This window comes from Streptomyces sp. NPDC050636, assembly GCF_040654775.1.
GTDB lineage: Bacteria > Actinomycetota > Actinomycetes > Streptomycetales > Streptomycetaceae > Streptomyces.
On sequence record NZ_JBFAIP010000025.1, the window covers coordinates 17,589 to 38,063 of the forward strand.

Sequence of the window (20,475 nt, forward strand, 5' to 3'; positions counted from 1 at the left end):
TACTGCCTACGATCACTGGTTTCCCTCATCCTCGCACGAGGCACTGACAGCCAGACCGGTGCCGGCACCGGCGCCGCCATGGCTGACGGAGCGACACGTACGGAGCGACACGTACGGACACAACCCCGACCCGGATGGATGCGCCCGCGCCGGAAAGAGAGAATCCTGAAGGCACCGCACCGCACGGAGCCACACGGACAACGGGGGAGACCAGTGGAGACCGCGGAACCGACACCGCACGCCCGCCCAACGGGACCGGAAACAACGACAGATGAACGACCGGCAGGCAACCCGCAGACAGACGACCCGCGGACCGACCGCCCGCAGCTGGCCCTGGAACTCCTGGTCCACGGCGTCGGCGGCACCACACCCCAGGAGATGCTCGGCGACCCACGCGTCCAGCTGATCACCGGCGACGACACCGCCGCCTGCTACCGCCGCACCGACGACGCGGACGCCGAGGAACGCCCCGGCGACTACCACGGCCGGGCGGTCCGCGAGGCGTACTGCTGGTCCAACCTCACGTCCGGCAACGGCGCCCGCGCCCTCTGGCTGATCCTGGTGCCCTTCATGGTCGCCAACCTCGCCCACTGGATGCGCCCGGCCGCACCGCCCGCCCACAAGGCGCACCGGATCTACGACCTCCTCGTACGCGTCCTCGCGCTCACCCTCACCATCCTGCTGGCCGCCGCGGCCTGCGAGGTCGCCCTCGACCTCACGGCCTGGCAGTGCGCCGGCACCCGGGCCTGCGCCGCCGGCAAGTCCTGGATGGGCTTCCTCAGCCCGGCCGACCACGGCTGGTGGAGCGCCCCGGGCCGCCGTCTCGTGCTCGCCTCAGTGGTGCCCCTGCTGGTCATCGGCTTCCTGTGGTGGCTCTCGCACCGCACGTGGAGCGCGTACGAATCCGCCTCGCCGCCGCCCCGCAGCCCCGGCACGTCCCGCGACACCCCGGCCGACGAACGCACCGCGCTCAGCATGCACGGCTTCTGGTACGGCCGCCGGCTCGTCGCCCGGCTGCGCGCCGCGCACGCCACGGCGGGCGTGCTGACCATCGCCGCCACCTTGCGCGTCGCCACCGCGAAGACCGACCGGCGCGGCGGCGCGGACGCCTTCCTCACCTTCTCCGGCCAGGCCCTGACCGCCGTGGTCGTGCTGCTCGCCGCCGCCACTCTGGTCATCGTCTGGCGCACCGCCCGCAGCGAGGCCGCCCCGGACGACCAGTCCGACCGCCTGGTGGTGCGGGCGCTGCCGTACGCCTCGCTCGGCGCGCTGGCGCTCATCGCCCTACACACCGCCTGGGCCCGCCCCGGAGCGCACAGCTACGGCCCCCTGCCCGGCGCCGCGGCCTTCGGCGGTATCGCCGTCTTCCAGGGCGTCGTGATCCTCGCGCTGGCCGTGACCGCCTGGGTCCTGCAGCGCGCCGTCCGCACCGAGCAGCGCACCGCCCTGCGCGGCATGGGCGGCCCCGCCGTCGCCCTGCTGGCCTGCGCGGTCGGCGGGGTGCTGTCCGGGGGAGTGGCCCAGCGGTTCGCGGACTGGATCGACGGCGGCGCCACCCCGGGCCAGGAGCACGCGCCCATCGACGGCCCGCCCGTCCTGATGTCCTGGCAGGCATCCGTCCTGCCCCTCCTGTTCGTCGTGGTCGCCATCGTCGCGGTGCTCGCCGCCATCCGTGTGGTGCTCGTCCGCGGCCGGATCACCAAGGACGTCCCCGGCCTCTACGACCCGCGCGAGCGCCCCGATGCGCGCCGTACGAAGCGCATCGCCGGCACCATCGCCCGCGCCGGACTGACCGACGCGGCGCCCGTCCTGGTCGCGGCCACCTCGGTCGTCACCCTCGTCCTGGGAGCCGGCGCGGTGGCCGGCGCCTGGATCACCGACCGCGCCCCCGGCCGAGCCACCGAGGGCGCCCTGCCCTTCGTGCACGCCGCCGCCGAGACCGCCGAATCCCTCGGCTCCTGGCTGATGGGCGCCGGCGTCATACTCCTCATCGCCATGGGCCGGCGCGCCTACCGCGACCACTCCGCCCGCCGCACCATCGGCATCCTCTGGGACGTCGGCACCTTCTGGCCGCGCGCCGCCCACCCCTTCGCGCCGCCCTGCTACGCCGAGCGCGCCGTACCCGACCTCACCTGGCGGATGGCCACCTGGACCGAGCGGTTCGACGGGCGCCTGGTGATCTCCGGGCACTCCCAGGGCAGCGTGCTGGCGGCCGCCGCCGTATGGCAGCTGGACCTGGTGACCCGCAGCCGGGTCGCCCTGCTCACCTACGGCAGCCCACTGGAGCGCCTCTACGGACGCTGGTTCCCCGCCTTCTTCGGCCCGCCGGCCCTCACCGGCCTGCACCGTCAGATGGACGACTGGCGCAACCTGTGGCGCTTCACCGACCCGATCGGCGGCCCCATCCGGCTCACCTGCGAAGACGGCCGCAAGATCGACCAAGGGCCGCTCCGCGACCCGCTCGCCTACGGCCGCACACTCCAGAACCCGCTGCCCGCCCAGATCCTGGGCCACGGCGACTACCGGGCCGACCCGGTCTTCGACACCGTGCGCGCCGAACTCATCGCCCGGCTCGGCCCGGCCCTACCCGCCCAGCGCCCGGAAACGAAACCCGCACCGACCGGCCCAACCCCACCGCCCCCTCAGGACAGTTCGGGCAGATCCTCCGCATAGAGCAAGGTGAGGTCGTCGGTACTCGGGTCGGCCAGCTGCGCGACCCGGCCCGCGTGCCGCTCGACCATCGCCTCGAACGTCTGCCGCGCGGTCCGGCCGTTGCCGAACGACGGCCCCTTGGGCAGCTCCGTGAAGTACTTGAGCAGCGCCTCGCCGGCTCCCTCGGCGAGACGGTACTCATGCTCCTCGCCCTGCTGCTCGACGATCCGCAGCAGCTCCTCCGGCGCATAGTCGCCAAACGTGATGGTCCGCGAGAAACGGGACGCCACACCGGGGTTGACGGACAGGAAACGCTCCATCTCCGCGGTGTAGCCCGCCACGATCACCACCACCGCCTCCCGGTGGTCCTCCATCAGCTTCACCAGAGTGTCGATGGCCTCCTTGCCGAAGTCCCGGCCGGAGTCCTCGGGGGACAGGGCGTACGCCTCGTCGATGAACAGCACCCCGCCGCGCGCCCGGTCGAAGGCCTCCTGCGTACGGATCGCCGTCGACCCGATGTGCTCGCCCACCAGGTCCACCCGTGACACCTCGACGAGATGCCCGCGCTCCAACACCTTCAAGGACGCCAGGATCTCGCCGTACAACCGGGCCACCGTCGTCTTGCCCGTCCCGGGAGAACCGGTGAACACCAGATGACGGCGCACCGACGCGGCCTTCAGGCCCGCCTCCTGCCGCCTGCGCCCCACCTCGATCATGTTGATCAGGCTGCGCACCTCACGCTTGACGCTCTCCAGCCCCACGAGGGTGTCCAGCTCGCCCAGCACCTCGTCCGAGGGGCGGCCGACGGCGGCCGGCACGGCGGCGGCCACGACGGCCTGCGGGGCGCGCTGCGCGGGAACCCCCGGAACACCGCCCAGCAGCCCGGCGGTCTGGCTCGCCGTCTGCACGGCGGGTGCTTCCACGCTCGGCGCCTGCGCAGCCCGGCTCTCGTCACTCGTGCAGTCCGTCACCGTCGGCCCGTCGCCCTGCCCGGCCGCGCCCTCGGCGAACTCGTAGCCACCGCGCGCACACCGCTCCGTACGGCAGCGCGACAGCACCGTACGGCAGCCGTCGATCACATGGAAGCCGAAGCCCGAACTGCCCGTGACCCGGCAGCCGTTGAAGGTGCCCCGGCCCTCCGCGGAGACATAGAAACCGGCCTCGGCCGGTGAACTGACCGTGCAGCCCTCGATGGTGGGGTCCGCGCCCTTGGTGACGATCACGCCGGTCTGCGCACCGTCGATCGTGCAGTTGGCGAGCGTGCCGCCGCTGCCGTGATCACGGAACCACGCGCCGGTCGCCGTCTCCCGGATCCGGCAGTCGTCCAGCTGCACCGTCGCCCCGTCGCTCACCGACACCGCGGTGTTACGGACCTGGGAGATATCGCAGTCCACCACATCGGCGCGCGAGCCCCGGTCCAGCACGAACAGCGCGTCCGGCACATCGTGCACCCGCGTCGCGTCCAGTACGGCCGTCGCCCCGTCGCTCACCCACACCGCCGGATAATCACCCGTACTGTCGTGGATCTCGCACTGGTTGGCGTCCACCCGGGTGCCCGGGTCCCACACGGACAGACCGTTGCGGCCGAAGTGCCGCACCGTGCTGCGGGTCAGCGTCAGCACCGACCGGGACCGCAGATCGACCGCGTTCTCCGGGATGTCGTGGATGTCGCAGTCGGCGAGCGTGAGGACCGCATCGGTGTCCAGCGTGACGCCGTCCGCCGAGGTGCGGTGCACCGTGCAGTCGGTGAGATGGCCGGTGGCCCGCGCGGCCACCTGGATCCCGGCGCCCTTGATCTCGTACAGCTCGCAGCCCATCGCCTCGACCGCGCTGCCCTCGCCGTTGATCGACAGCCCGGCACCCGAGGCATGGTGGATCCGGCAGTTCTCCAGCCGCGGATGGCCCCCGCCGCGCACCGCCACGCCGGCCTGCCCGGCGGCCACCACCTCGCACTCCTCGAAGATCCCGCCGGCCCCGTCCAGGACACTGATGCCCACACCGCCCGCGTTGTCGACCGTGCAGCGGCGCACCGTCGGGCGGGCACCGCCGCGGACCTCGATGCCGGACGCGGACCGGGTCACCACCCGCAGATCGGCCAGCTCCGGGGAGCCGTCCTCCACCAGTAGCGCGGGCGAGGCCGAATCCGTCGCCTCCAGATGCAGGTCGTGGACGGTCGCCGAGGCCCGTATGGTCAGCGCCACGCCATCGGCCGGGGCGATCCGCACCGAACCGCGAGCACCTTCGGGGCCGCGCAGCGTCACCGCGCGCACCAGCACCAGATTCTCCCGGTACGTACCGGCCGGCACGGTCAGCACATCACCGTCCCCTGCGGCTTCCAGGGCGGCGGCGAGCGAGCTGTACTCCCCTGTACGGCGCCGCCAACGGGACGTTCCGGAGTGCGTCACCTGGACCGAGCCCTGTGCCATGGCGCTGTCGTGCCCCCACCTCGTGCGGCTGTTGTCGGCCCGACAGCCACATCCGTCCGCGGATGTCCGCATTCGGGGTCTGCGAGGCCCCAGCCGAGAGGCTGGCTGCACCACCGTAGCGCGCCGGGCGAGCGGCAGTTGACATGGTCAGCCGCCCGGACGGCTCCCCCTCAGCTGCCCGCGTCGGCCCGTCCCCAGTCCTGGCCCGCGCGCTGCCACGCCACGTCCCAGGCGTGGAAGCGACGCACCATCAGACGCCAGACGAACAGCCGCCGGCCGCCCTCGATCAGCGCCCCGGTGGCGGCCGCCGAACCCAGCCCGGCCAGCACCGCATGCGTACCGGCTGTGCCGGCGTCCATCGGCCGGGGCGTCACCCGGCCACGGTCGTCGGTCCAGATCCGGAAGTGCTCACCGGGCTCCACGGGACGCGGCGTGGAGATCTGTCCCGTGTGCTCGCTGCCGTCCCACGCCGTCCACCGGGCGATGACCCGGCGGTGCGCGTCACGCTGCGAAGAGGTCTCCGGATCGGGGTCGAGCGGGGCGCGGGAGACCAGCCGGTCAACCGTGACCCACACCAGATGCCGCTGCTCGTGCTGGAGCCGTACGGTGGTCAGGAGCGCGCCGTGCGCGGCCTGGCCGGTGATCCACCCGACGGAGGTCGCGCCGAGAGCGATCAAGAGGGCGGCGGCCAGCGCCGCCCATGCCTCGATCCGATCGGTCCCGCGCCGCAGCGGATTGCGCCGCCAGCGCCACACACCTCGCATCGCTCGCATCGCCGCTCCCCCTCTCCGTGTCCGTAAATACCGCATCGCGCGGCACCTACGGGCGAGTTCGGAGAAGAGAGAGCAACATCACGCCATTCGGGGTCGACTGGCCGGAACGCCAATGCTGCACCCCTGCCCGGTATGTGGGCCCTCGGTGCATCAATGCCGGTGTGTAGATCACTGCATAACGCACTGTGGCTCGTCGTGGTGGTGTCCCTCGACGACTCCTGCGCCGGGCGGTCAGCACAGCCGTACGGCCAACGTCACCACGGTGCCTGGGGTGGTGCTCGGGGTGCCCGACGCGTGGGCCGCGCCCGGTGCGTCGGCCGTGCCGGTGGCCGGCGTCGCTCTGTCTGCCGTCCCCGCCGTGCCCGGTCCGGCGGCGACCGCGAACCGGTCCGCCACCAGCCGCGCCAGCCAAAGCCCGCGCCCCTTTGTCGCCCCGTCAAGACCCGGCAGCAGCTCGGGGATCACCGCCTCGCTGAACCCGGGCCCCGCGTCGCTGATCCGGCACTCCAGCTCATCGCCCACCCGCCGCAGCACCAGCCGCCCGGAGCCGCCCGCGTGTTCCACGGCGTTCCCGGCGATCTCGTCCACGGCCAGCACGAACTCGCCGCGCCGCGGCTCGCGCAGCCCCTCGCGGGCCGCGCACTCCTCCACCAGCAGCCGCAGCTGCGGCAGCAGGCGGGCGGTGAAGCGGCGTTGCAGCAGCCGGCGGCCGGACTCCTCGGGCGGTGCACCGGCCGTACGGGCCGACTCGGGATTCACCACGGGCGCACCGCCTCCGTCGCCGTCAGCCGCGGAACCGCCTCGGCGCCCAGCCGCCGCAGCATCCGGGCCTGCCCGCGGTCGCAGCGCACCTCGACCCGTTCGTGTCCCACGGCGCCGCTGACCAGGGCGAGCAGGCTGGTGGCGCAGCCGACCGACAGGAAGTGCAGCCGGGTCAGATCGACGGTCAGCTGCCGGGCCGGTGCCGTACGGGCCAGCGCGATCTCCAGCGATCTGGAGAACGCGGCCTGGTTCGCGGCGTCCGCCTCGCCGATGAACCGCAGCGCGTCGTCCGCGTCGCGCACCGAGCGCAGACTGCCCAGCCGCTCCAGGAGGGCACGCGGATGGGCCCGCTCCATGGCGCTGACCAGCGCGCGGTCGAATCGGCGGCGGTCGTAGGCGCAGATCTCGGTGTACGGCCGGCCGGTGAAGAGCGCGTCCGCGTGGATCTCGCGGTGGGCCATCGCGCCGACGTCCGCGCCGAGCGCGCGCACCCATCCCATGTCGATGAACGCGCGCAGCCCGGTGTACCCCTCGGCCGTCGCCCGGTCGGTCTCGGTGCGGAGCCGGCCGATCTGCCGCGTGGCGGTGAACTCCGCGTCCGGCCGGATCACCTCCCGCATGCTGCTCATCACCAACTGGCCGCGCTCGCGCGCCAGAGCCGTGCTGCGGCTGGGGAAGTCGATCCTGGCCAGCACCTCTTCCTCGGGCACGCCGGGGCAGGGGAGGACCAGAACCTTCTCGCCGCGGGCGAGCCCGAGCCGCACGAAGGCCGTGACGACCTCCCAGCGCACCTCGTCATTTCCGTAGCTCACAAAGGCGTGGTCCCCGGGCCGCAGATGCTGGACAGGGATGAGATTGTCGCTGCTGGTGTCCCTCGCAGGTATCGACACGCAGTTCTCTGTCTCCCCCCGTCGGTCTCTCCCGTCGGCGGCGCCGTGCGCTCACTGTAGGCAGCAGGTGACCGGCCCGCAATGAGTCCGGACGGCCGCCGCGAGCGCCGTGACGCGATCACGGGCGGCCCCGCGCCGGCCCGTCAGTCGAGTATCTCGAAACGGTCGCCGATGCGGATCGTGCCCACCCCGCGAGGAATCAGATTCTGGCCGAAGAGCAGCCGGTCACCGAAGCGCCGATGGCGGGCGAGAGTGCGCAGCGGCTCCTTGCCGCGCTCGGCGGTGCGCTGGTCGGTGGTGGTCACCACGCAACGGCCGCAGGGCTTCGCGACCTCGAAGACCACCTCGCCGATGCGGACGCTGTGCCACTCGTCCTCTGCCCAGGGCGCGGTGCCGTCGATCACCACATTGGGCCGGAAACGGTTCATCGGGAGGGGGCCCTCATCGGCGTGGTCGCCCTGCGCGATGAGGGAATTGAGGGCGTCCAGCGACGAGGTGGTCGTCAGCAGCAGCGGAAAGCCGTCGGCGAAGGCGACCGTGTCTCCGGGCCGGGAGTACGCCGGGTCGACGGGACGGCGCGTCTCCGGGGCGTCGAGATGCACCAGCTCGGCCTCGACACCCAGATACGCGCGGAACCAGTCGGCCGCGGCCGGGCCCGCGGGCACCGCCTCGACCTTGTCCTTCCAGACCTCGACCGGGATCGTCTCGCCGGGATCGGGCACCTCGACCGTCAGCGGCCGCATCCCGGGCGCGGTCAGCCGGAGGGCGCCGCCCGGGAGCCCCTCGGCGGCCGCCAATGCCAACTTCGGCTGCGGCCGTTGGGTCAGCAGCCTGCGCTCGCCGTCCACCACCATCCAACGTCGGTCCCCGGCGAGCCCCCACGGCTCTACGACCGCCTCGCCGGGACCGGACCCCGCAATGGATTTGACCGGGTGGAGATGGATCGATTGCAGCGCAGGCTTGAGCATGGATCCATCCTGCCAGTCGCCTCGGACAGCTGACCGACGGGTCAGTGGCCGATGGACCGTGACCGTTGGGCCAGGTCAGTACCCGCGCGGGTACTGGCGGCCGTACGGGTCGTCGTAGGGCGCGGCCTGCCGGGGCGCGGCAGGCCGCGGCGCCATCGGAGCGGCCGGACGCATCGCTTCGTACCCCGTGCCGGTGGGCGCGGCGGGACGCTGCTGCTGCTGCGGTTGCTGGCCGGGATAGCCGCGAGCGCCCGCCTGCTGCGGGATGTACGGCGCCGGAGCGTGCTGCAGCGGGGCGACCGGCTGCGCGGCGGCGCCGGGGTAGCCCTGGCCCGCGGAGGGATGGGAAGGAGCGGCGGGGAGCGCGGGCAGCGCCGCGGGGAGCGCCGGCAGATACGACGAGCCGGTGTCATAAGGAGGAGGCGAGACCCGGATCGGGGCGATCTGCGGCGTGCCGCGTTCCGCGACCAGGCTGTCGTAGATCGGGGTGTCCGGGAAGGACGGCGAAGCGTAGTAGCCGCCGCCGTAGGTAGAGCGGGGGGAGGTCATGCCTCATAAGTTAAGCCCACGATGTGCCGATTGGGGAGCCTGAAAAGAGGGTTGTTTTACGAGTTGGGAGTGGCCGGGGAACCCCAATGCGAGCGAACTTGTGGAAATCGGTCGCGATCGCCCGTAGGGATCGTGTAAAGACCTCGCTTCTCGCAGGTGAACAGGGGGCGTTCGGGACAGTCCCGGCCAAGTAGGTTGGAGGGTGCCACCGCTGACGGGGCACGGAGGACGAGAGGAAGGCGCACGATGTCGATGCTCAAGGGCAGCAATGTTCCGGTCCCGGCGCCGGCGGTGCGGGTGGAACTGGGCTGGCAGGTCGCTCCGGGGGCTCCGGATGTGGATGCCTCCGCTCTGCTGCTGGTGTCCGGAAAGGTCCGCGACGACGCGGACTTCGTCTTCTACAACCAGGCGGCGCACGCCTCGGGCGCGGTACGCCACGAGGGCAAGCGGCCGGCCGGCGGCGCGATGACCGACACCCTCGCCGTCGATCTCGCCGCCGTCGAGCCCGCCGTCGACAAGGTGGTGCTCGCCGCCTCCGCCGACGGTGGCACTTTCGGGAGCGTCCCCGGTCTGCACATCCGGGTGCTGGACGCGGTGAGCGGCGCCGAAATGGCCCGTTTTGACAGCCAGGACGCCACCGCCGAGACCGCCTTCGTGCTCGGCGAGCTCTACCGCCGCCAGGGCGCCTGGAAGTTCCGTGCGGTGGGGCAGGGGTATGACACCGGGCTCGCGGGCCTGGCCACCGACTTCGGCATCAGCGTGGAGGAGGAGCCGGCCGCGGCACCGCCCCCGGCTCCCGCGCCCGCCGCCATGCCGACTCCGCCGTCCGCTCCGCCCATGGCGCCGCCCCCGGCTGCCGCGCCCCCGTTGCCAACGGGTCAACCGGCGGCGTCAATTCCGCCTCCGCCGGGCCCGCCCGCCCAGGTGCCCGCGCCCGCTCCCGTTCGTCTGACAAAAGTCACCCTCACGAAGGAGGCCCCTGCCGTCTCGTTGACGAAGCAGGGCGGCACCTCCGGTGCGATGCGGGTGAACCTCAACTGGAACAGCGGCGGCACCGGCAAGCGGCTGACGAAGAAACTCGGCCGCAAGGCGATGGAGGCCATGGGCGCCCGTGGCGCGCTGCTGCCCCCGTCCGGCGAGCTCGACCTCGACCTGTGCGCGCTGTACGAGCTGACCGACGGCAGCGCCGGGGTGGTGCACCCCATCGGGGGCAACTTCGGCGCGCTGCACGGCCCGCCGTTCATCCAGCTCGACGGCGACGACCGCACCGGGTCCGTCGCGGCCGGCGAGAACATGACCATCAATCTCGACCATCAGGCGCGCATCAAACGCATCCTGATCTTCGTCACCGTCTATGCGGGCGCCCGCAGCTTCGAGGGCCTGAAGGCGACGGTCACCCTCCAGCCACAGCACGGCGCACCCGTCGACTTCACGCTCGACGCCTGCACGGTGCCCTCCAACGTCTGCGCGCTGGCCCTGATCACCAACACCGGCAGCGAACTCGTCGTCCAGCGTGAGGCCCGCTACCTCGTCCCCGAGCCCGGCATCAGCCCGCAGCGCACCGTCGACTACGCCTACGGCTGGGGCCTGGACTGGTCCCCGGCCAGGAAGTGACCGCAGCACCGGGGGCCGGACGGGGGCTGCACGAGTAGGCCCCGTGCTCATGGCGCGCCATACGTCCGGCCCTTCCACGCCGCCCCGCGCCCCCGGTAGTGCCGCACGGCCGAGTCCACCGTCATCAGCAGATAGAGCAGCGCGGTGAACGGCAGCAGCGGTGCCGTCCACGGCGGCTGCCGGTAGTAGCGCAGCATCGGCAGATACGTCCCGCACATCACCGCCCAGGCCAGCCCGCCCAGTGCCGCCGTCGCCGTATCGCCGCCGGCCAGCCCGGTCAGCAGCGTGACCGGCGGCGCGAGATACACCAGCGCGAGACCGGCGACCGTCGCCGCCAGCAGCAGCGGCTTGTGCAGCAGCTGGGCGTACGCGCTGCGCGAGACCATCCGCCACAGCTCGGCCAGCCGCGGATACGGGCGAACGCTGTCCACCCGGTCGGCGAGCCCCAGCCAGATGGTGCCGCCGGTCCGTTGCACGGCGCGCGCCAGCATCACGTCGTCGATCACCGCATGCCGGATCGACTCCGGGATGCCCGCGCGCTCTGCGGCGTCCAGCCTCAGCAGCACACAGCCGCCGGCCGCGGCCGCGGTCCGTGCCCCCGGGCGGTTGACCCAGCGGAACGGGTAGAGCTGCCCGAAGAAGTACACGAACGCCGGCACGATCAGCCGCTCCCAGAACGTCACGATCCGCAGCCGCGCCATCTGCGACACCAGGTCCAGGTCCGCCGACCGCGCCGCCGCCACCAACTCCCGCAGACTGTCCGGATCATGTGCGATGTCCGCGTCCGTCAGCAGCAGATACTCCGGCGCGACCCGCAGCCGCGCCAGCGCGATCCCCTGCCGCACGGCCCACAGTTTCCCTGTCCACCCCGCCTCCGGCTCACCGGGCGAGGAGACGGTCAGCGGCAGCCCGCCGCGCTCGGCCGCCAGCGCCCGGGCGAGCGCGGCGGTCCCGTCCGTACTGCCGTCGTCGACGAGAAACACCTCCGCCCGGCCCGGGTACTTCTGCGCGAGCAGCGACGGCAGGCTGTCCGGCAGCACCGCGGCCTCGTCCCGCGCCGGGACCACCACCGCGACCGATGGCCAGCGCTCCGGGTCCCGGCGGGCCGGGAGCCGTATGTCCGTCCGCCAGAAGAAGCCCTGCCCCAGCAACAGCCACACCCAGGCCAGCAGCGACCCGGCGCCGATCCACTCCATCGCTCCCACGGCCGCAGTCTGCCGCACCACACGCGCCGCACACCGGCGATCGGCACGGTGTACCGGGATGGCCGAACGGGTGCCGCGGCCGGGCCGCCGGGGCCGGGCGGGCCCCGGTGCCGCGTCCGGTAGGAAAAGAAGTGCGCGCGGCCGAGTAAAGTGTCCGGGTGAAGATCGCGCTCATGGACTCCGGGACCGGGCTGCTCGCGGCGGCCGCCGCCGTGCGACGACTGCGGCCGGATGCCGATCTCGTCCTCTCCACTGATCCCGACGGCCTGCCTTGGGGCCCGCGCACGCCCGACGACGTCGCCGCGCACGCGCTGGCAGTGGCGCGGGCCGCCGCCGCGCACCGCCCCGACGCCCTGATCGTCGCCTGCAACACCGCGTCCGTGCACGCGCTGCCGGTGCTCCGCGCCGAACTGGAACCCGCCGTGCCGGTCATCGGCACCGTCCCGGCCATCAAGCCCGCCGCGGCCGGCGGCGGGCCCGTCGCCATCTGGGCCACCCCCGCCACGACCGGCAGCCCCTACCAGCGGGATCTGATCGCGCGGTTCGCGAGCGGTGTGGCCGCCACCGGGGTGCCGTGCCCCGGCCTCGCCGATGCCGTCGAGGAGGCGGACGAGACCGCCATCGACGCCGCCATCTCGGCCGCCGCGCACCTCACCCCGCGGGACATCCGGGCCGTGGTCCTCGGCTGCACCCACTACGAACTCGTCGCCGAACGCATCCGGGCCGCCCTCCAGCAGCCCGGCGCCCCGGCTCTCGTCCTGCACGGCTCCGCCGAGGCCGTCGCCGCCCAGGCGCTCCGCCGCATCGGCGCCGAACCGGCCCCGGCGGCCGCGCCGACCGGCGGCCTGAGCGTGATCCACAGCGGCCGCCCGGCCGGGCTCCCGGCCGTGGCGCTCGCGTACGCGGAGGGCCGGCTGCTCGCCGAAAGCGGGCGCGGTACGGGCGAGGTGGCGGGCGCCTCGGCGGCCGGAGCACCCGCCCCCGGGCGGTGAACGACCCGGCCGACGCACTGCCATAGCGTGCGAAGGCGCGTACGCTGCGTTCCATGAGGGACCACCCCCACGAGGGGGCAGCAGCCCCCGGAAACCACGGCAGTACCGAAGGCTCAGGCAGCGGCGCGCGCCCCGTTGGCGGCTCGCATGCGGACGTTCCCGAGGTCTGGCACGGCAGCGCCACCAACCGCGTCCAGTGGCTGCTGGCCGCCGTGGGTGCGGCCTGCCTGGCGCTCGGCATCGAGCTGGCCGTCGACAGCGCCTGGACCTCCAGCCTCGCGCCCCTGGTGATGGCGGTGGTCGGCTGTGTCGCGGTCGGCCTGCTGGTCCTCTTCGGCACGCTCGCCTACGTCCATGTGTCGGTACGCGTGGACATGGAGTGCCTGGAAGTGCGCTGCGGCCATATTGGAGTGCCGCGCCGCCGGATCCCCCTCGACAGCGTGGTCGGCGCCGACTTCGCGCCACGGGTCACACCCCGGCACTGGGGCGGCTGGGGCTACCGCTGGCGCCCCGAACAGGGCACGGCCGTCGTCGTACGCCGGGGCGAGGGCCTGGTGCTCCAGCTCGGTGACGGGCGCACGTTCACCGTCACCGTCGATGACGCGGAGGCCGCGGTGCGGTGCATCCGCCGCCGGCTGCGCATGCGCGGCGGGACACCGGCGGGCGCCTGAGCGTCGGGCGGCGGGGCGCGTTCGCGTCAGGGGCCTGGGTGGTTTCTCCTCGGGGACGCGGTCGCGTTCGCATCAGGGGAGAGTCTGTCCCTTCCCTTATGGTTCACAGCATGGCAACCCCCGACTTCATCCGTGACATCCGGGCTTCCATCGGCAGCCAGCTCCTGTGGCTGCCCGGGGTGAGTGCGGTCGTCTTCGACGACGAGGGCCGCGTCCTGCTCGGCAAGCGGACGGACACCGGCGGCTGGGCGGTGATCGGCGGAATCCCCGAGCCCGGCGAGCAGCCCGCCGAGACCGCGGTACGCGAGGTGTACGAGGAGACCGCGGTGCGGGTCGTCCCCGAGCGCGTCGTCCTTGTGGAGACCGTGCCGCCGGTCCGGTACCCCAACGGCGATCTGTGCCAGTTCATGGATGTGACGCTGCGCTGCCGGGCGGTCGGCGGCGAGGCCAGGGTCAACGACGACGAGTCGCTGGAGGTGGGCTGGTTCGCCCTGGACGCGCTGCCGGAGCTGGCGGACTACGCCCTGACCCGCATCAAGCGGTCGGTCGAGGCCGGGCCGACGTGGTTCCACGGGATGGCGGAAGAGCGCCAGGGGTAGCCCCGCGGAGGTTCAGGGACAGCTCCGGGAGCACCCCCCCGGGCTCACGCCTACAGCTCCTCCGTGGACGGCTCCTCCATCGGGTCGCCGGTCTCCTCGGGAAGCGGGGGCAGCTGGGACTCGTCCGGCCCGTACGGGCTGCCGGGCTGGTCGGACGGCCCGGACCCGGGCGGCTCCTCCGTGTGCATCTCCAGCTTGTCCTTCCGGCAGGTGGTGATCCACGTGCCGGTGGGGCCGCTCTCGTACTGGCAGAACCAGCCCCGTACGGCCAGCGACCCCGGGTTCCCGTCGCCCTCCTGCGAGGCCCGCACAAAGAACTCGGACATCACGTCGTGGGCCTCTTCGCAGCCCACCGTGCCGTCGGCGCCGGGGTCCGCGAACAGGGTGACGTTCCTGGCGTTGCCCAGCGCGTCGGGGATCTCGCCGCAGCTCACGGGCTGCCCGGGGTCAGCGGGCGGCGAGGAGTCCGGCCCCGGCGTGCTGCCCTGGCCGGTGGAACGCGACGGGCTGGGGCCGGTACCCGTGCCGGTGGACGGCGACGCGGTCGTCGCCTCCCCGCCGTCATCGTCGGTCCCGCATCCCGCGGCGGCGAGCGCGAACAGCACGGTCGGCACGGCGATGAGCCTACGCATGGTCGGACTCCCTTGTGGCGGCGGTGCGCTGCGTCGTCTGACGCTAGGGCCTGTCCGATGGGTCATGGCCGGGCCCGCGGCGTCTGGCACGGCACCTCGCGGTGTTGCCGAACCGTCCCGATAGCTCCGCTATCGGGCCGCTCCGGTTCCTTGCGATGTACCGAGCCAGACGCCGCGGCCTGTCCGGCCATGACCCATCGGACAGACCCTAGGAGTCCCGCGGGGGGAGCGGCGATCCGGGAACGACTGTTCGGGTGATGTCGGGCAGTGCCAGGACAGGGGCCGGGGCGGCGTCAGTAAGCCGTCCGGCCGGAGGGCCGCCGCCTCAGCGGATGCCCTTCGTCGGGGCGGCCGGGGCATCCGTCGCGATGACTCCCAGCCGCCGGCCACCGGCGGGTGGACGTCCGGCGCACGCGCAGGTGCACTGCGTGGCGGCCCGGCGCCTGGGCGGGCCGATGCCCGCTCTGTCTGCGGTAGTTGACCGACGCTCGCGGGCGGGTCGGGTCGCGCACGGTAGCCGGCCGTGCGGCGGGAGGGCCGGGCGGTGGGCGTATCTCCGCAGGCCCGGGCGTGCCTGCCGGTTCTCGCCTCCGGTTGAGCGCCCGCCCGCACCCGTCGTATGGTGTGAGGATATCGCTACGCTGAGTGACGGCGAAGGGTGCGGCGTATGACTGCTGAAGTCCCGCTCGACGGCACGGGTGCCGACGCCATCGAGGTCCTGATCGTCGGCGCCGGACCGACCGGCCTCACCCTCGCCTGCGATCTGGCCCGGCGGGGGGTGCGTGCTCATCTGATCGAGAAGTCCGACCGGCTGTTCCCCGGATCGCGGGGCAAGGGGCTGCAGCCCCGCACCCAGGAGGTCTTCGACGATCTCGGCGTGATCGACGCGATCCGGGCGGGCGGTTCGCCCTTCCCCCCGATGCAGACCTGGGAGGACGGTGAGCGCCGCGGCGAATGGGACCTGATCGACAAGGCCCCCGGCCGTACGCTCTCGGCCTACCCGAGCGTGTGGATGATCCCGCAGTGGCGCACTCAGCGGATCCTCCACGACCGGCTGCGGCAGCTCGGCGGCAGCGTCGAGTTCGAGACCACGCTGCTCGATATCGAGCAGACCGACGACCAGGTCACCGTCGAACTCGCGCACCCCGACAGGACGAGCCGGACGGTCACCGCCCGGTACCTCGTGGGCGCCGACGGCGGTCACAGCACGGTGCGGCACGCCCTGGGGCTGAAGATGACGGCCGCGGACACCCGTCTTCGCCCCTCGCTCGTCGCCGACGTCCGAATACCCGGCCTTGACCGCGACAGATGGCATGTCTGGCCCAAGGCGCCCGGTGGCCCGATGCTCCTGTGCCCGCTGCCCGGCACCGAGGACTTCCAGTTCTCCGCGCAGTTCGACATCGACCGGCCGCACGCCTCCCATGACGTGCGCACCATCATCAGCTCCCGGAGTCATCTGCCTGCCAGCTCGGTCACGCAGGTCCGGTGCGCCTCGTACTACCAGCCCCATGCCGCCCTCGCCCACCGGTTCAAGCGAGGCCGGGTGTTCCTCGCGGGCGACGCCGCGCATGTCCACCCGCCAGGCGGCGGACAGGGGTTGAACACCAGCGTTCAGGACGCCTACAACCTGGGCTGGAAGCTGGGGCAGGTGCTGCGGCACGGCGCGGATCCGCAACTGCTGGAGAGCTATGCGGCGGAGCGGCTGCCGGTGGCCGCCGCGGTGCTGCAGCTGAGCACCCGGCTGTACCGCATCGGCCGCACCCCGGAAGTGGGCAGCGCCCGCCAGGCCGCGCACCGCGGACGGATGACCAACCAGCTGCACGTGGGCTACCGGGAGAGCCCGCTGTCGATGGAGGCCCGCAAGGGGCTGAACCTGGCCGCGCTCAGCGCCGGTGACCGCGCTCCCGACCTGCCGTGCGCGGTCGGCCGGCCCGGCCCGGCAGATGACGGTACGCCGGGCACGCGGCTCTTCGACCTCCTGCGCGGGCCGCAGTTCACGCTGCTCGCCGTGGCGATGGACCTGCCTGCCGCGCCCCGTGGCGTGCGCGCCCACCGGGTGGACGACAGCGCCGTCACGGCGGCTTACGGGGAAGGGCTGTTCCTGGTCCGTCCGGACGGGTACGTCGGCCTGGCCACCCACGACCCGGCGGATGTGCCCGCCTATCTCGCGACGGTCGGACTCTCCTGAACCGGACGGACGATGTCCGAACGGCGCCCGGCCCGTCCGGTGGATCCGGGGTGTCCGGGCCCGCGGAACGGGTAGCACGTGGCGGGTGGCGGTTTTGCCGAACGGGCAGGGCATTCGTGTGAGTTGACTGATTTCCGTGTGGCGCCGCGTAGCGTTGCGGAATGAGAGTTCTGGAGATCTCCACGGCGGGTGGCACCTTCCGGGCTCTGATGCGTTCCGGGCCCTCATGTGTCGTGCACCCGTCCGGCGGGGAGCTGACGGACGGCGGCGGACGGAGGCAAGGTGGCGGGCGAGGCGGGCAGGGCCGGCAAGGCACACGAGGCGGGTAACCCGGGCCGGGCCGAGCCGGACGGTGGGGCGCCGGGACGGAGCGGAATACGCCGCCGGGTGGTGCTCGCGGCCACGGCGGCGGCAGGTCTCGGCCTGTTCTCCGGCTGCGGCAAACCGACCGACCGCACCGACTCCGCCCCCGGGGCGTCACCGCCCGACAGCCCGCAGCAGTCCACCGGCGCCACTTCGGACCCGTCCGCCATGCCGAGCAATCCCGGGACGTCGGGTAATCCCGGCATGCCGAACCCTTCCGCCCCGCCGGGCTCAGGCGCCCCGTCGGACCCGACCGCCGCCTCAAGCCCGTCGGCCGGACCGGCGAAACAGCGGCTGGAACTGCCGCGCGGCGGATGGGAACTGTTCCCCCGTCACCGTCTCGTCGGCTTCTGCGGCCTGCCCGGTGCCGTGGCGCTCGGCAGACTCGGCATCGGCACCCCGGGCAAGCGGGCCGCCGAGCTGGAGAAGGTGGCGGAGGTGTACGCCGCGGGGCGCGAACCGCTGCCCGTTCTCGAACTCCTGGCGGTGGTCGCCAATGCCGATGCCGGGCACGACGGCAAGTACCGCTCGCGGACGCGCGCCGCGACCATCCGCCGCTTCCACGCACTCGCACGCAAGCACCGGGCGCTGCTGCTGCTGAACATCCAGCCGGGCCGCGCGGACGTCCTCGACGAGGTGGCTGCGCTGCGCGACTGGCTGGTCCATCCCGATGTGGGGCTCGCCCTCGACCCGGAATGGGAGATGGGCCCCCACGGGGTGCCCGGCCGCACCTTCGGCCGTACGAGCGGCCATGAGCTGACCCGCGTCGCCCGCTATCTGTCCGCGCTGGTCGATGAGCACGGCCTGCCGGAGAAGGCGCTCGTCTTCCATCAGGTCGCCGCGTCCGTGGTGCGCGACGAGTCGGCGCTGCTGCCGCAGCCCGGAGTGGCCCTGATCAAGAGCGTCGACGGCATCGGCTCACCCGCCATGAAGCGGCGCACCTGGCGGCACCTCGTCTCCGGCCTGCCCGACGGCCTCCACACCGGCTTCAAGCTGTTCTACGAGGAGGACGCGCAGGGCAGCCGGCTGATGACGCCGGACGAGGTCCTGAGACTCCGGCCGGAGCCGGAGTATGTGATGTACGAGTGAGCGGGCGCCGGCGCCCGGCTGCCATACGACAGCCCCCGAGGCCGGCGGCTGGCGCACGGCACTCGGGGGCTGGAGGGGGCTGAGTCCGCTAGGACGCGGCGTTCCGTCGCGGTGCCGAACGGTCCGCGTTCGCGGCGCGGCGGGCCTGGGCCGGGCGGCTGCGGCGGCCGCGGGACGAGGACGCGCTGCGCTTGGGGCGGTCGGCGACCGGTGCGGTGATGGTGACCGGGATACCGGAGGGGGCCTGGGCGCCGGTGATACGGGTGAGCTCGGCGTCGCCGGCCCGGACCTGGGTGACCTGCGGGCTTATGCCGGCCGTCGCCATGAGCCGGGTCATCTCGCGACGCTGGTTGGGCAGGACCAGTGTCACCACGCTGCCGGACTCGCCGGCCCGCGCGGTGCGCCCGCCGCGGTGGAGATAGTCCTTGTGGTCGGTCGGCGGGTCGACGTTCACGACCAGGTCGAGGTTGTCGACGTGGATGCCGCGGGCCGCGACATTGGTGGCGACCAGCGCGGTGACCTGGCCGGACTTGAACTGCTGGAGGGTGCGGTTGCGCTGCGGCTGCGACTTGCCGCCGTGCAGCGCGGACGCCCGTACCCCGCTGGCGAGCAGGTCCTTGGTGAGCCGGTCGACTGCGTGCTTGGTGTCCAGGAACATGATCACCCGGCCCTCGCGTGCCGCGATCTCGACCGTGGTGGCGTGCTTGTCCGTACCGTGCACATGCAGGATGTGGTGCTCCATCGTGGTCACCGCGCCGGCCGACGGGTCGACGGAGTGCACGACCGGGTCGCTGAGGAACCGCCGCACCAGCTTGTCGACGTTACGGTCCAGCGTGGCCGAGAAGAGCATCCGCTGGCCGTCCTCCCGCACCTGGTTGAGGAGCTCGGTGACCTGCGGCATGAAGCCCATGTCGGCCATCTGGTCGGCCTCGTCCAGGACGGTGATCCGCACCTCGTCCAGGCGGCAGTCGCGGCGCTCGATGAGGTCCTTGAGCCGCCCGGGGGTGGCGACGACGACCTCGGCGCCGTTGCGCAGCGCGCCGGCCTGGCGGCCGATCGACATACCGCCGACGACGGTGGCCGTCCGCAGGTTCAGGGCCTGGGCGTACGGGGTGAGCGCGTCGGTGACCTGCTGGGCCAGTTCACGGGTCGGCACGAGGACCAGCGCGAGCGGCTGGCGCGGCTCGGCGCGCTGCCCGGCGGTACGGGCCAGCAGGGCCAGGCCGAAGGCGAGGGTCTTGCCCGATCCGGTGCGCCCGCGGCCGAGGACGTCGCGGCCGGCCAGGGAGTTGGGCAGCGTCGCGGCCTGGATGGGGAACGGCTCGGTCACACCGAGCCGGGTGAGCGTCGCGAGCAGCGGCGCGGGCATGTCCAGCTCGGCGAACGTCTCGGCGGCGGGCAGTGCCGGGGTGGTGCTCACCGGGAGGGCGAACTCGCCCTGCGGGGCCGCGGACTTCGGGCGGCGCGGTCCCTGCGAGCGGAAGCGGCCGCCGGAGCCTGCGTTGCGGCCGCCGGAACGGGAGCCGGAGCCGGAGCCGCCGGAACGGCCGGCGGCGCCGCCGCCGGAGCGGCCGTAGCGGTCATTGGAACGGGTGGTGCGGTTCAAGCGGAACCTTCCTCGATGCGGCGCGTATCGAGGGAGACCCGGCGGGACATATGCCGCACGATGAATCGCAAGAACGAGCCGGAAAAAGTGGAGACCGGGGCGGGACGGAAAGCCCGTCGCCCCGGAGCCTCGAAAACGGCCGGCGCTCGCCGGGAAAAGCCTGGAACAAGCGCATCAGGTGACACAGGCGAACGCCGGCCGTGGAGCGGCCGGTGGTGCCGGCCGGTACTGCTAGGGGTACTACCGGTCGGGTCAGACCGGCTGGATGTTCTCCGCCTGCGGGCCCTTCTGGCCCTGCGTGACGTCGAAGCTGACCTTCTGGCCTTCCTGAAGCTCGCGGAAGCCCTGGGCGTTGATGTTGGAGTAGTGGGCGAAGACGTCAGCGCCGCCGCCGTCCTGCTCGATGAAGCCGAAGCCCTTTTCCGCGTTGAACCACTTCACGGTGCCAGTTGCCATGTGCGTCTCTTTTCGTTATTTGACAATAAAAATGCGCCTG

17 protein-coding genes are annotated in these 20,475 nt (G+C 72.9%); 7 read left to right on the top strand and 10 right to left on the bottom strand.

Going from position 1 to position 20,475, the window contains the following annotated elements; genetic code table 11:
* The first annotated feature begins 378 nt into the window (after positions 1 to 378).
* Entirely contained in the window at positions 379 to 2,673 is a 2,295-nt protein-coding gene (locus AB0I10_RS19995) for a hypothetical protein (RefSeq protein ID WP_363153908.1), read from the top strand.
* Here AB0I10_RS19995 and AB0I10_RS20000 read toward each other — a convergent pair.
* The 6 genes from AB0I10_RS20000 to AB0I10_RS20025 form a co-directional block, all read right to left on the bottom strand.
* Entirely contained in the window at positions 2,643 to 5,078 is a 2,436-nt protein-coding gene (locus tag AB0I10_RS20000; protein ID WP_363153840.1) for a right-handed parallel beta-helix repeat-containing protein, read from the bottom strand. The two genes, AB0I10_RS19995 and AB0I10_RS20000, sit on opposite strands and share 31 nt — an antisense overlap.
* Before the next feature lie 170 nt (positions 5,079 to 5,248).
* Positions 5,249 to 5,851, bottom strand: coding sequence for a hypothetical protein (locus AB0I10_RS20005; protein ID WP_363153841.1), 603 nt, complete (start codon positions 5,849 to 5,851; stop codon positions 5,249 to 5,251).
* A 231-nt stretch (positions 5,852 to 6,082) separates the two neighbouring features.
* Positions 6,083 to 6,553 (bottom strand): ATP-binding protein, encoded by a 471-nt coding sequence (locus tag AB0I10_RS20010; RefSeq protein ID WP_363153909.1) that lies wholly within the window; start codon positions 6,551 to 6,553, stop codon positions 6,083 to 6,085.
* Between the two features lie 53 nt (positions 6,554 to 6,606).
* Positions 6,607 to 7,503, bottom strand: a complete 897-nt coding sequence (locus AB0I10_RS20015; protein ID WP_363153842.1) for an MEDS domain-containing protein — start codon at positions 7,501 to 7,503, stop codon at positions 6,607 to 6,609.
* A gap of 143 nt (positions 7,504 to 7,646) precedes the next feature.
* A complete protein-coding gene (locus tag AB0I10_RS20020) occupies positions 7,647 to 8,471 on the bottom strand; it encodes an MOSC N-terminal beta barrel domain-containing protein (RefSeq protein WP_363153843.1) in 825 nt (274 codons plus the stop codon).
* Positions 8,472 to 8,546: 75 nt separating this feature from the next.
* Complete coding sequence (locus AB0I10_RS20025; protein ID WP_363153844.1) at positions 8,547 to 9,020, bottom strand: DUF6643 family protein; 474 nt, start codon at positions 9,018 to 9,020, stop codon at positions 8,547 to 8,549.
* 246 nt (positions 9,021 to 9,266) lie between these two features.
* Here AB0I10_RS20025 and AB0I10_RS20030 point away from each other — a divergent pair, with 246 nt between their 5' ends.
* The gene (locus AB0I10_RS20030; RefSeq protein ID WP_363153845.1) at positions 9,267 to 10,634 is read left to right on the top strand and encodes a TerD family protein; all 1,368 of its coding nucleotides are present in this window, start codon (positions 9,267 to 9,269) and stop codon (positions 10,632 to 10,634) included.
* Between the two features lie 47 nt (positions 10,635 to 10,681).
* On the opposite strand, the gene AB0I10_RS20035 is transcribed toward AB0I10_RS20030, so the two are convergent.
* On the bottom strand, positions 10,682 to 11,830 hold the full coding sequence (locus AB0I10_RS20035) for a glycosyltransferase (RefSeq protein WP_363153910.1): 1,149 nt from the start codon (positions 11,828 to 11,830) through the stop codon (positions 10,682 to 10,684).
* 167 nt (positions 11,831 to 11,997) lie between these two features.
* On the opposite strand from AB0I10_RS20035, the gene AB0I10_RS20040 reads away from it, so the two are divergent.
* The 3 genes from AB0I10_RS20040 to AB0I10_RS20050 all read left to right on the top strand — a co-directional run bounded on the left by AB0I10_RS20040 (position 11,998) and on the right by AB0I10_RS20050 (position 14,101).
* A complete protein-coding gene (locus AB0I10_RS20040; protein ID WP_363153846.1) occupies positions 11,998 to 12,831 on the top strand; it encodes an aspartate/glutamate racemase family protein in 834 nt (277 codons plus the stop codon).
* Positions 12,832 to 12,884: 53 nt separating this feature from the next.
* The gene (locus AB0I10_RS20045) at positions 12,885 to 13,502 is read left to right on the top strand and encodes a hypothetical protein (RefSeq protein ID WP_363153847.1); all 618 of its coding nucleotides are present in this window, start codon (positions 12,885 to 12,887) and stop codon (positions 13,500 to 13,502) included.
* A gap of 110 nt (positions 13,503 to 13,612) precedes the next feature.
* Positions 13,613 to 14,101, top strand: a complete 489-nt coding sequence (locus tag AB0I10_RS20050) for an NUDIX domain-containing protein (RefSeq protein WP_363153848.1) — start codon at positions 13,613 to 13,615, stop codon at positions 14,099 to 14,101.
* A gap of 50 nt (positions 14,102 to 14,151) precedes the next feature.
* On the opposite strand, the gene AB0I10_RS20055 is transcribed toward AB0I10_RS20050, so the two are convergent.
* The gene (locus AB0I10_RS20055) at positions 14,152 to 14,733 is read right to left on the bottom strand and encodes a hypothetical protein (protein ID WP_363153849.1); all 582 of its coding nucleotides are present in this window, start codon (positions 14,731 to 14,733) and stop codon (positions 14,152 to 14,154) included.
* Between the two features lie 667 nt (positions 14,734 to 15,400).
* Between AB0I10_RS20055 and AB0I10_RS20060 the strand changes: the two genes are divergently transcribed.
* Both AB0I10_RS20060 and AB0I10_RS20065 read left to right on the top strand, forming a co-directional pair.
* Positions 15,401 to 16,921 (top strand): FAD-dependent monooxygenase, encoded by a 1,521-nt coding sequence (locus tag AB0I10_RS20060; RefSeq protein WP_363153850.1) that lies wholly within the window; start codon positions 15,401 to 15,403, stop codon positions 16,919 to 16,921.
* A gap of 282 nt (positions 16,922 to 17,203) precedes the next feature.
* On the top strand, positions 17,204 to 18,373 hold the full coding sequence (locus tag AB0I10_RS20065) for a hypothetical protein (RefSeq protein ID WP_363153851.1): 1,170 nt from the start codon (positions 17,204 to 17,206) through the stop codon (positions 18,371 to 18,373).
* Positions 18,374 to 18,461: 88 nt separating this feature from the next.
* Here AB0I10_RS20065 and AB0I10_RS20070 read toward each other — a convergent pair whose 3' ends face one another.
* Both AB0I10_RS20070 and AB0I10_RS20075 read right to left on the bottom strand, forming a co-directional pair.
* Complete coding sequence (locus AB0I10_RS20070) at positions 18,462 to 19,979, bottom strand: DEAD/DEAH box helicase (protein ID WP_363153852.1); 1,518 nt, start codon at positions 19,977 to 19,979, stop codon at positions 18,462 to 18,464.
* 252 nt (positions 19,980 to 20,231) lie between these two features.
* Entirely contained in the window at positions 20,232 to 20,435 is a 204-nt protein-coding gene (locus tag AB0I10_RS20075) for a cold-shock protein (protein WP_363153853.1), read from the bottom strand.
* Positions 20,436 to 20,475: the final 40 nt, after the last annotated feature.

Coding starts and splice junctions, on each gene's coding strand:
- AB0I10_RS20025 (WP_363153844.1), bottom strand. CDS start 9,020: ATGACCTCCCCCCGCTCTACCTACGGCGGCGGCTACTACGCTTCGCCG.
- AB0I10_RS20035 (WP_363153910.1), bottom strand. CDS start 11,830: ATGGAGTGGATCGGCGCCGGGTCGCTGCTGGCCTGGGTGTGGCTGTTG.
- AB0I10_RS20060 (WP_363153850.1), top strand. CDS start 15,401: ATGACTGCTGAAGTCCCGCTCGACGGCACGGGTGCCGACGCCATCGAG.
- AB0I10_RS20075 (WP_363153853.1), bottom strand. CDS start 20,435: ATGGCAACTGGCACCGTGAAGTGGTTCAACGCGGAAAAGGGCTTCGGC.
- AB0I10_RS20000 (WP_363153840.1), bottom strand. CDS start 5,078: ATGGCACAGGGCTCGGTCCAGGTGACGCACTCCGGAACGTCCCGTTGG.
- AB0I10_RS20005 (WP_363153841.1), bottom strand. CDS start 5,851: ATGCGAGCGATGCGAGGTGTGTGGCGCTGGCGGCGCAATCCGCTGCGG.
- AB0I10_RS20055 (WP_363153849.1), bottom strand. CDS start 14,733: ATGCGTAGGCTCATCGCCGTGCCGACCGTGCTGTTCGCGCTCGCCGCC.
- AB0I10_RS20050 (WP_363153848.1), top strand. CDS start 13,613: ATGGCAACCCCCGACTTCATCCGTGACATCCGGGCTTCCATCGGCAGC.
- AB0I10_RS20020 (WP_363153843.1), bottom strand. CDS start 8,471: ATGCTCAAGCCTGCGCTGCAATCGATCCATCTCCACCCGGTCAAATCC.
- AB0I10_RS20045 (WP_363153847.1), top strand. CDS start 12,885: ATGAGGGACCACCCCCACGAGGGGGCAGCAGCCCCCGGAAACCACGGC.
- AB0I10_RS19995 (WP_363153908.1), top strand. CDS start 379: ATGCTCGGCGACCCACGCGTCCAGCTGATCACCGGCGACGACACCGCC.
- AB0I10_RS20030 (WP_363153845.1), top strand. CDS start 9,267: ATGTCGATGCTCAAGGGCAGCAATGTTCCGGTCCCGGCGCCGGCGGTG.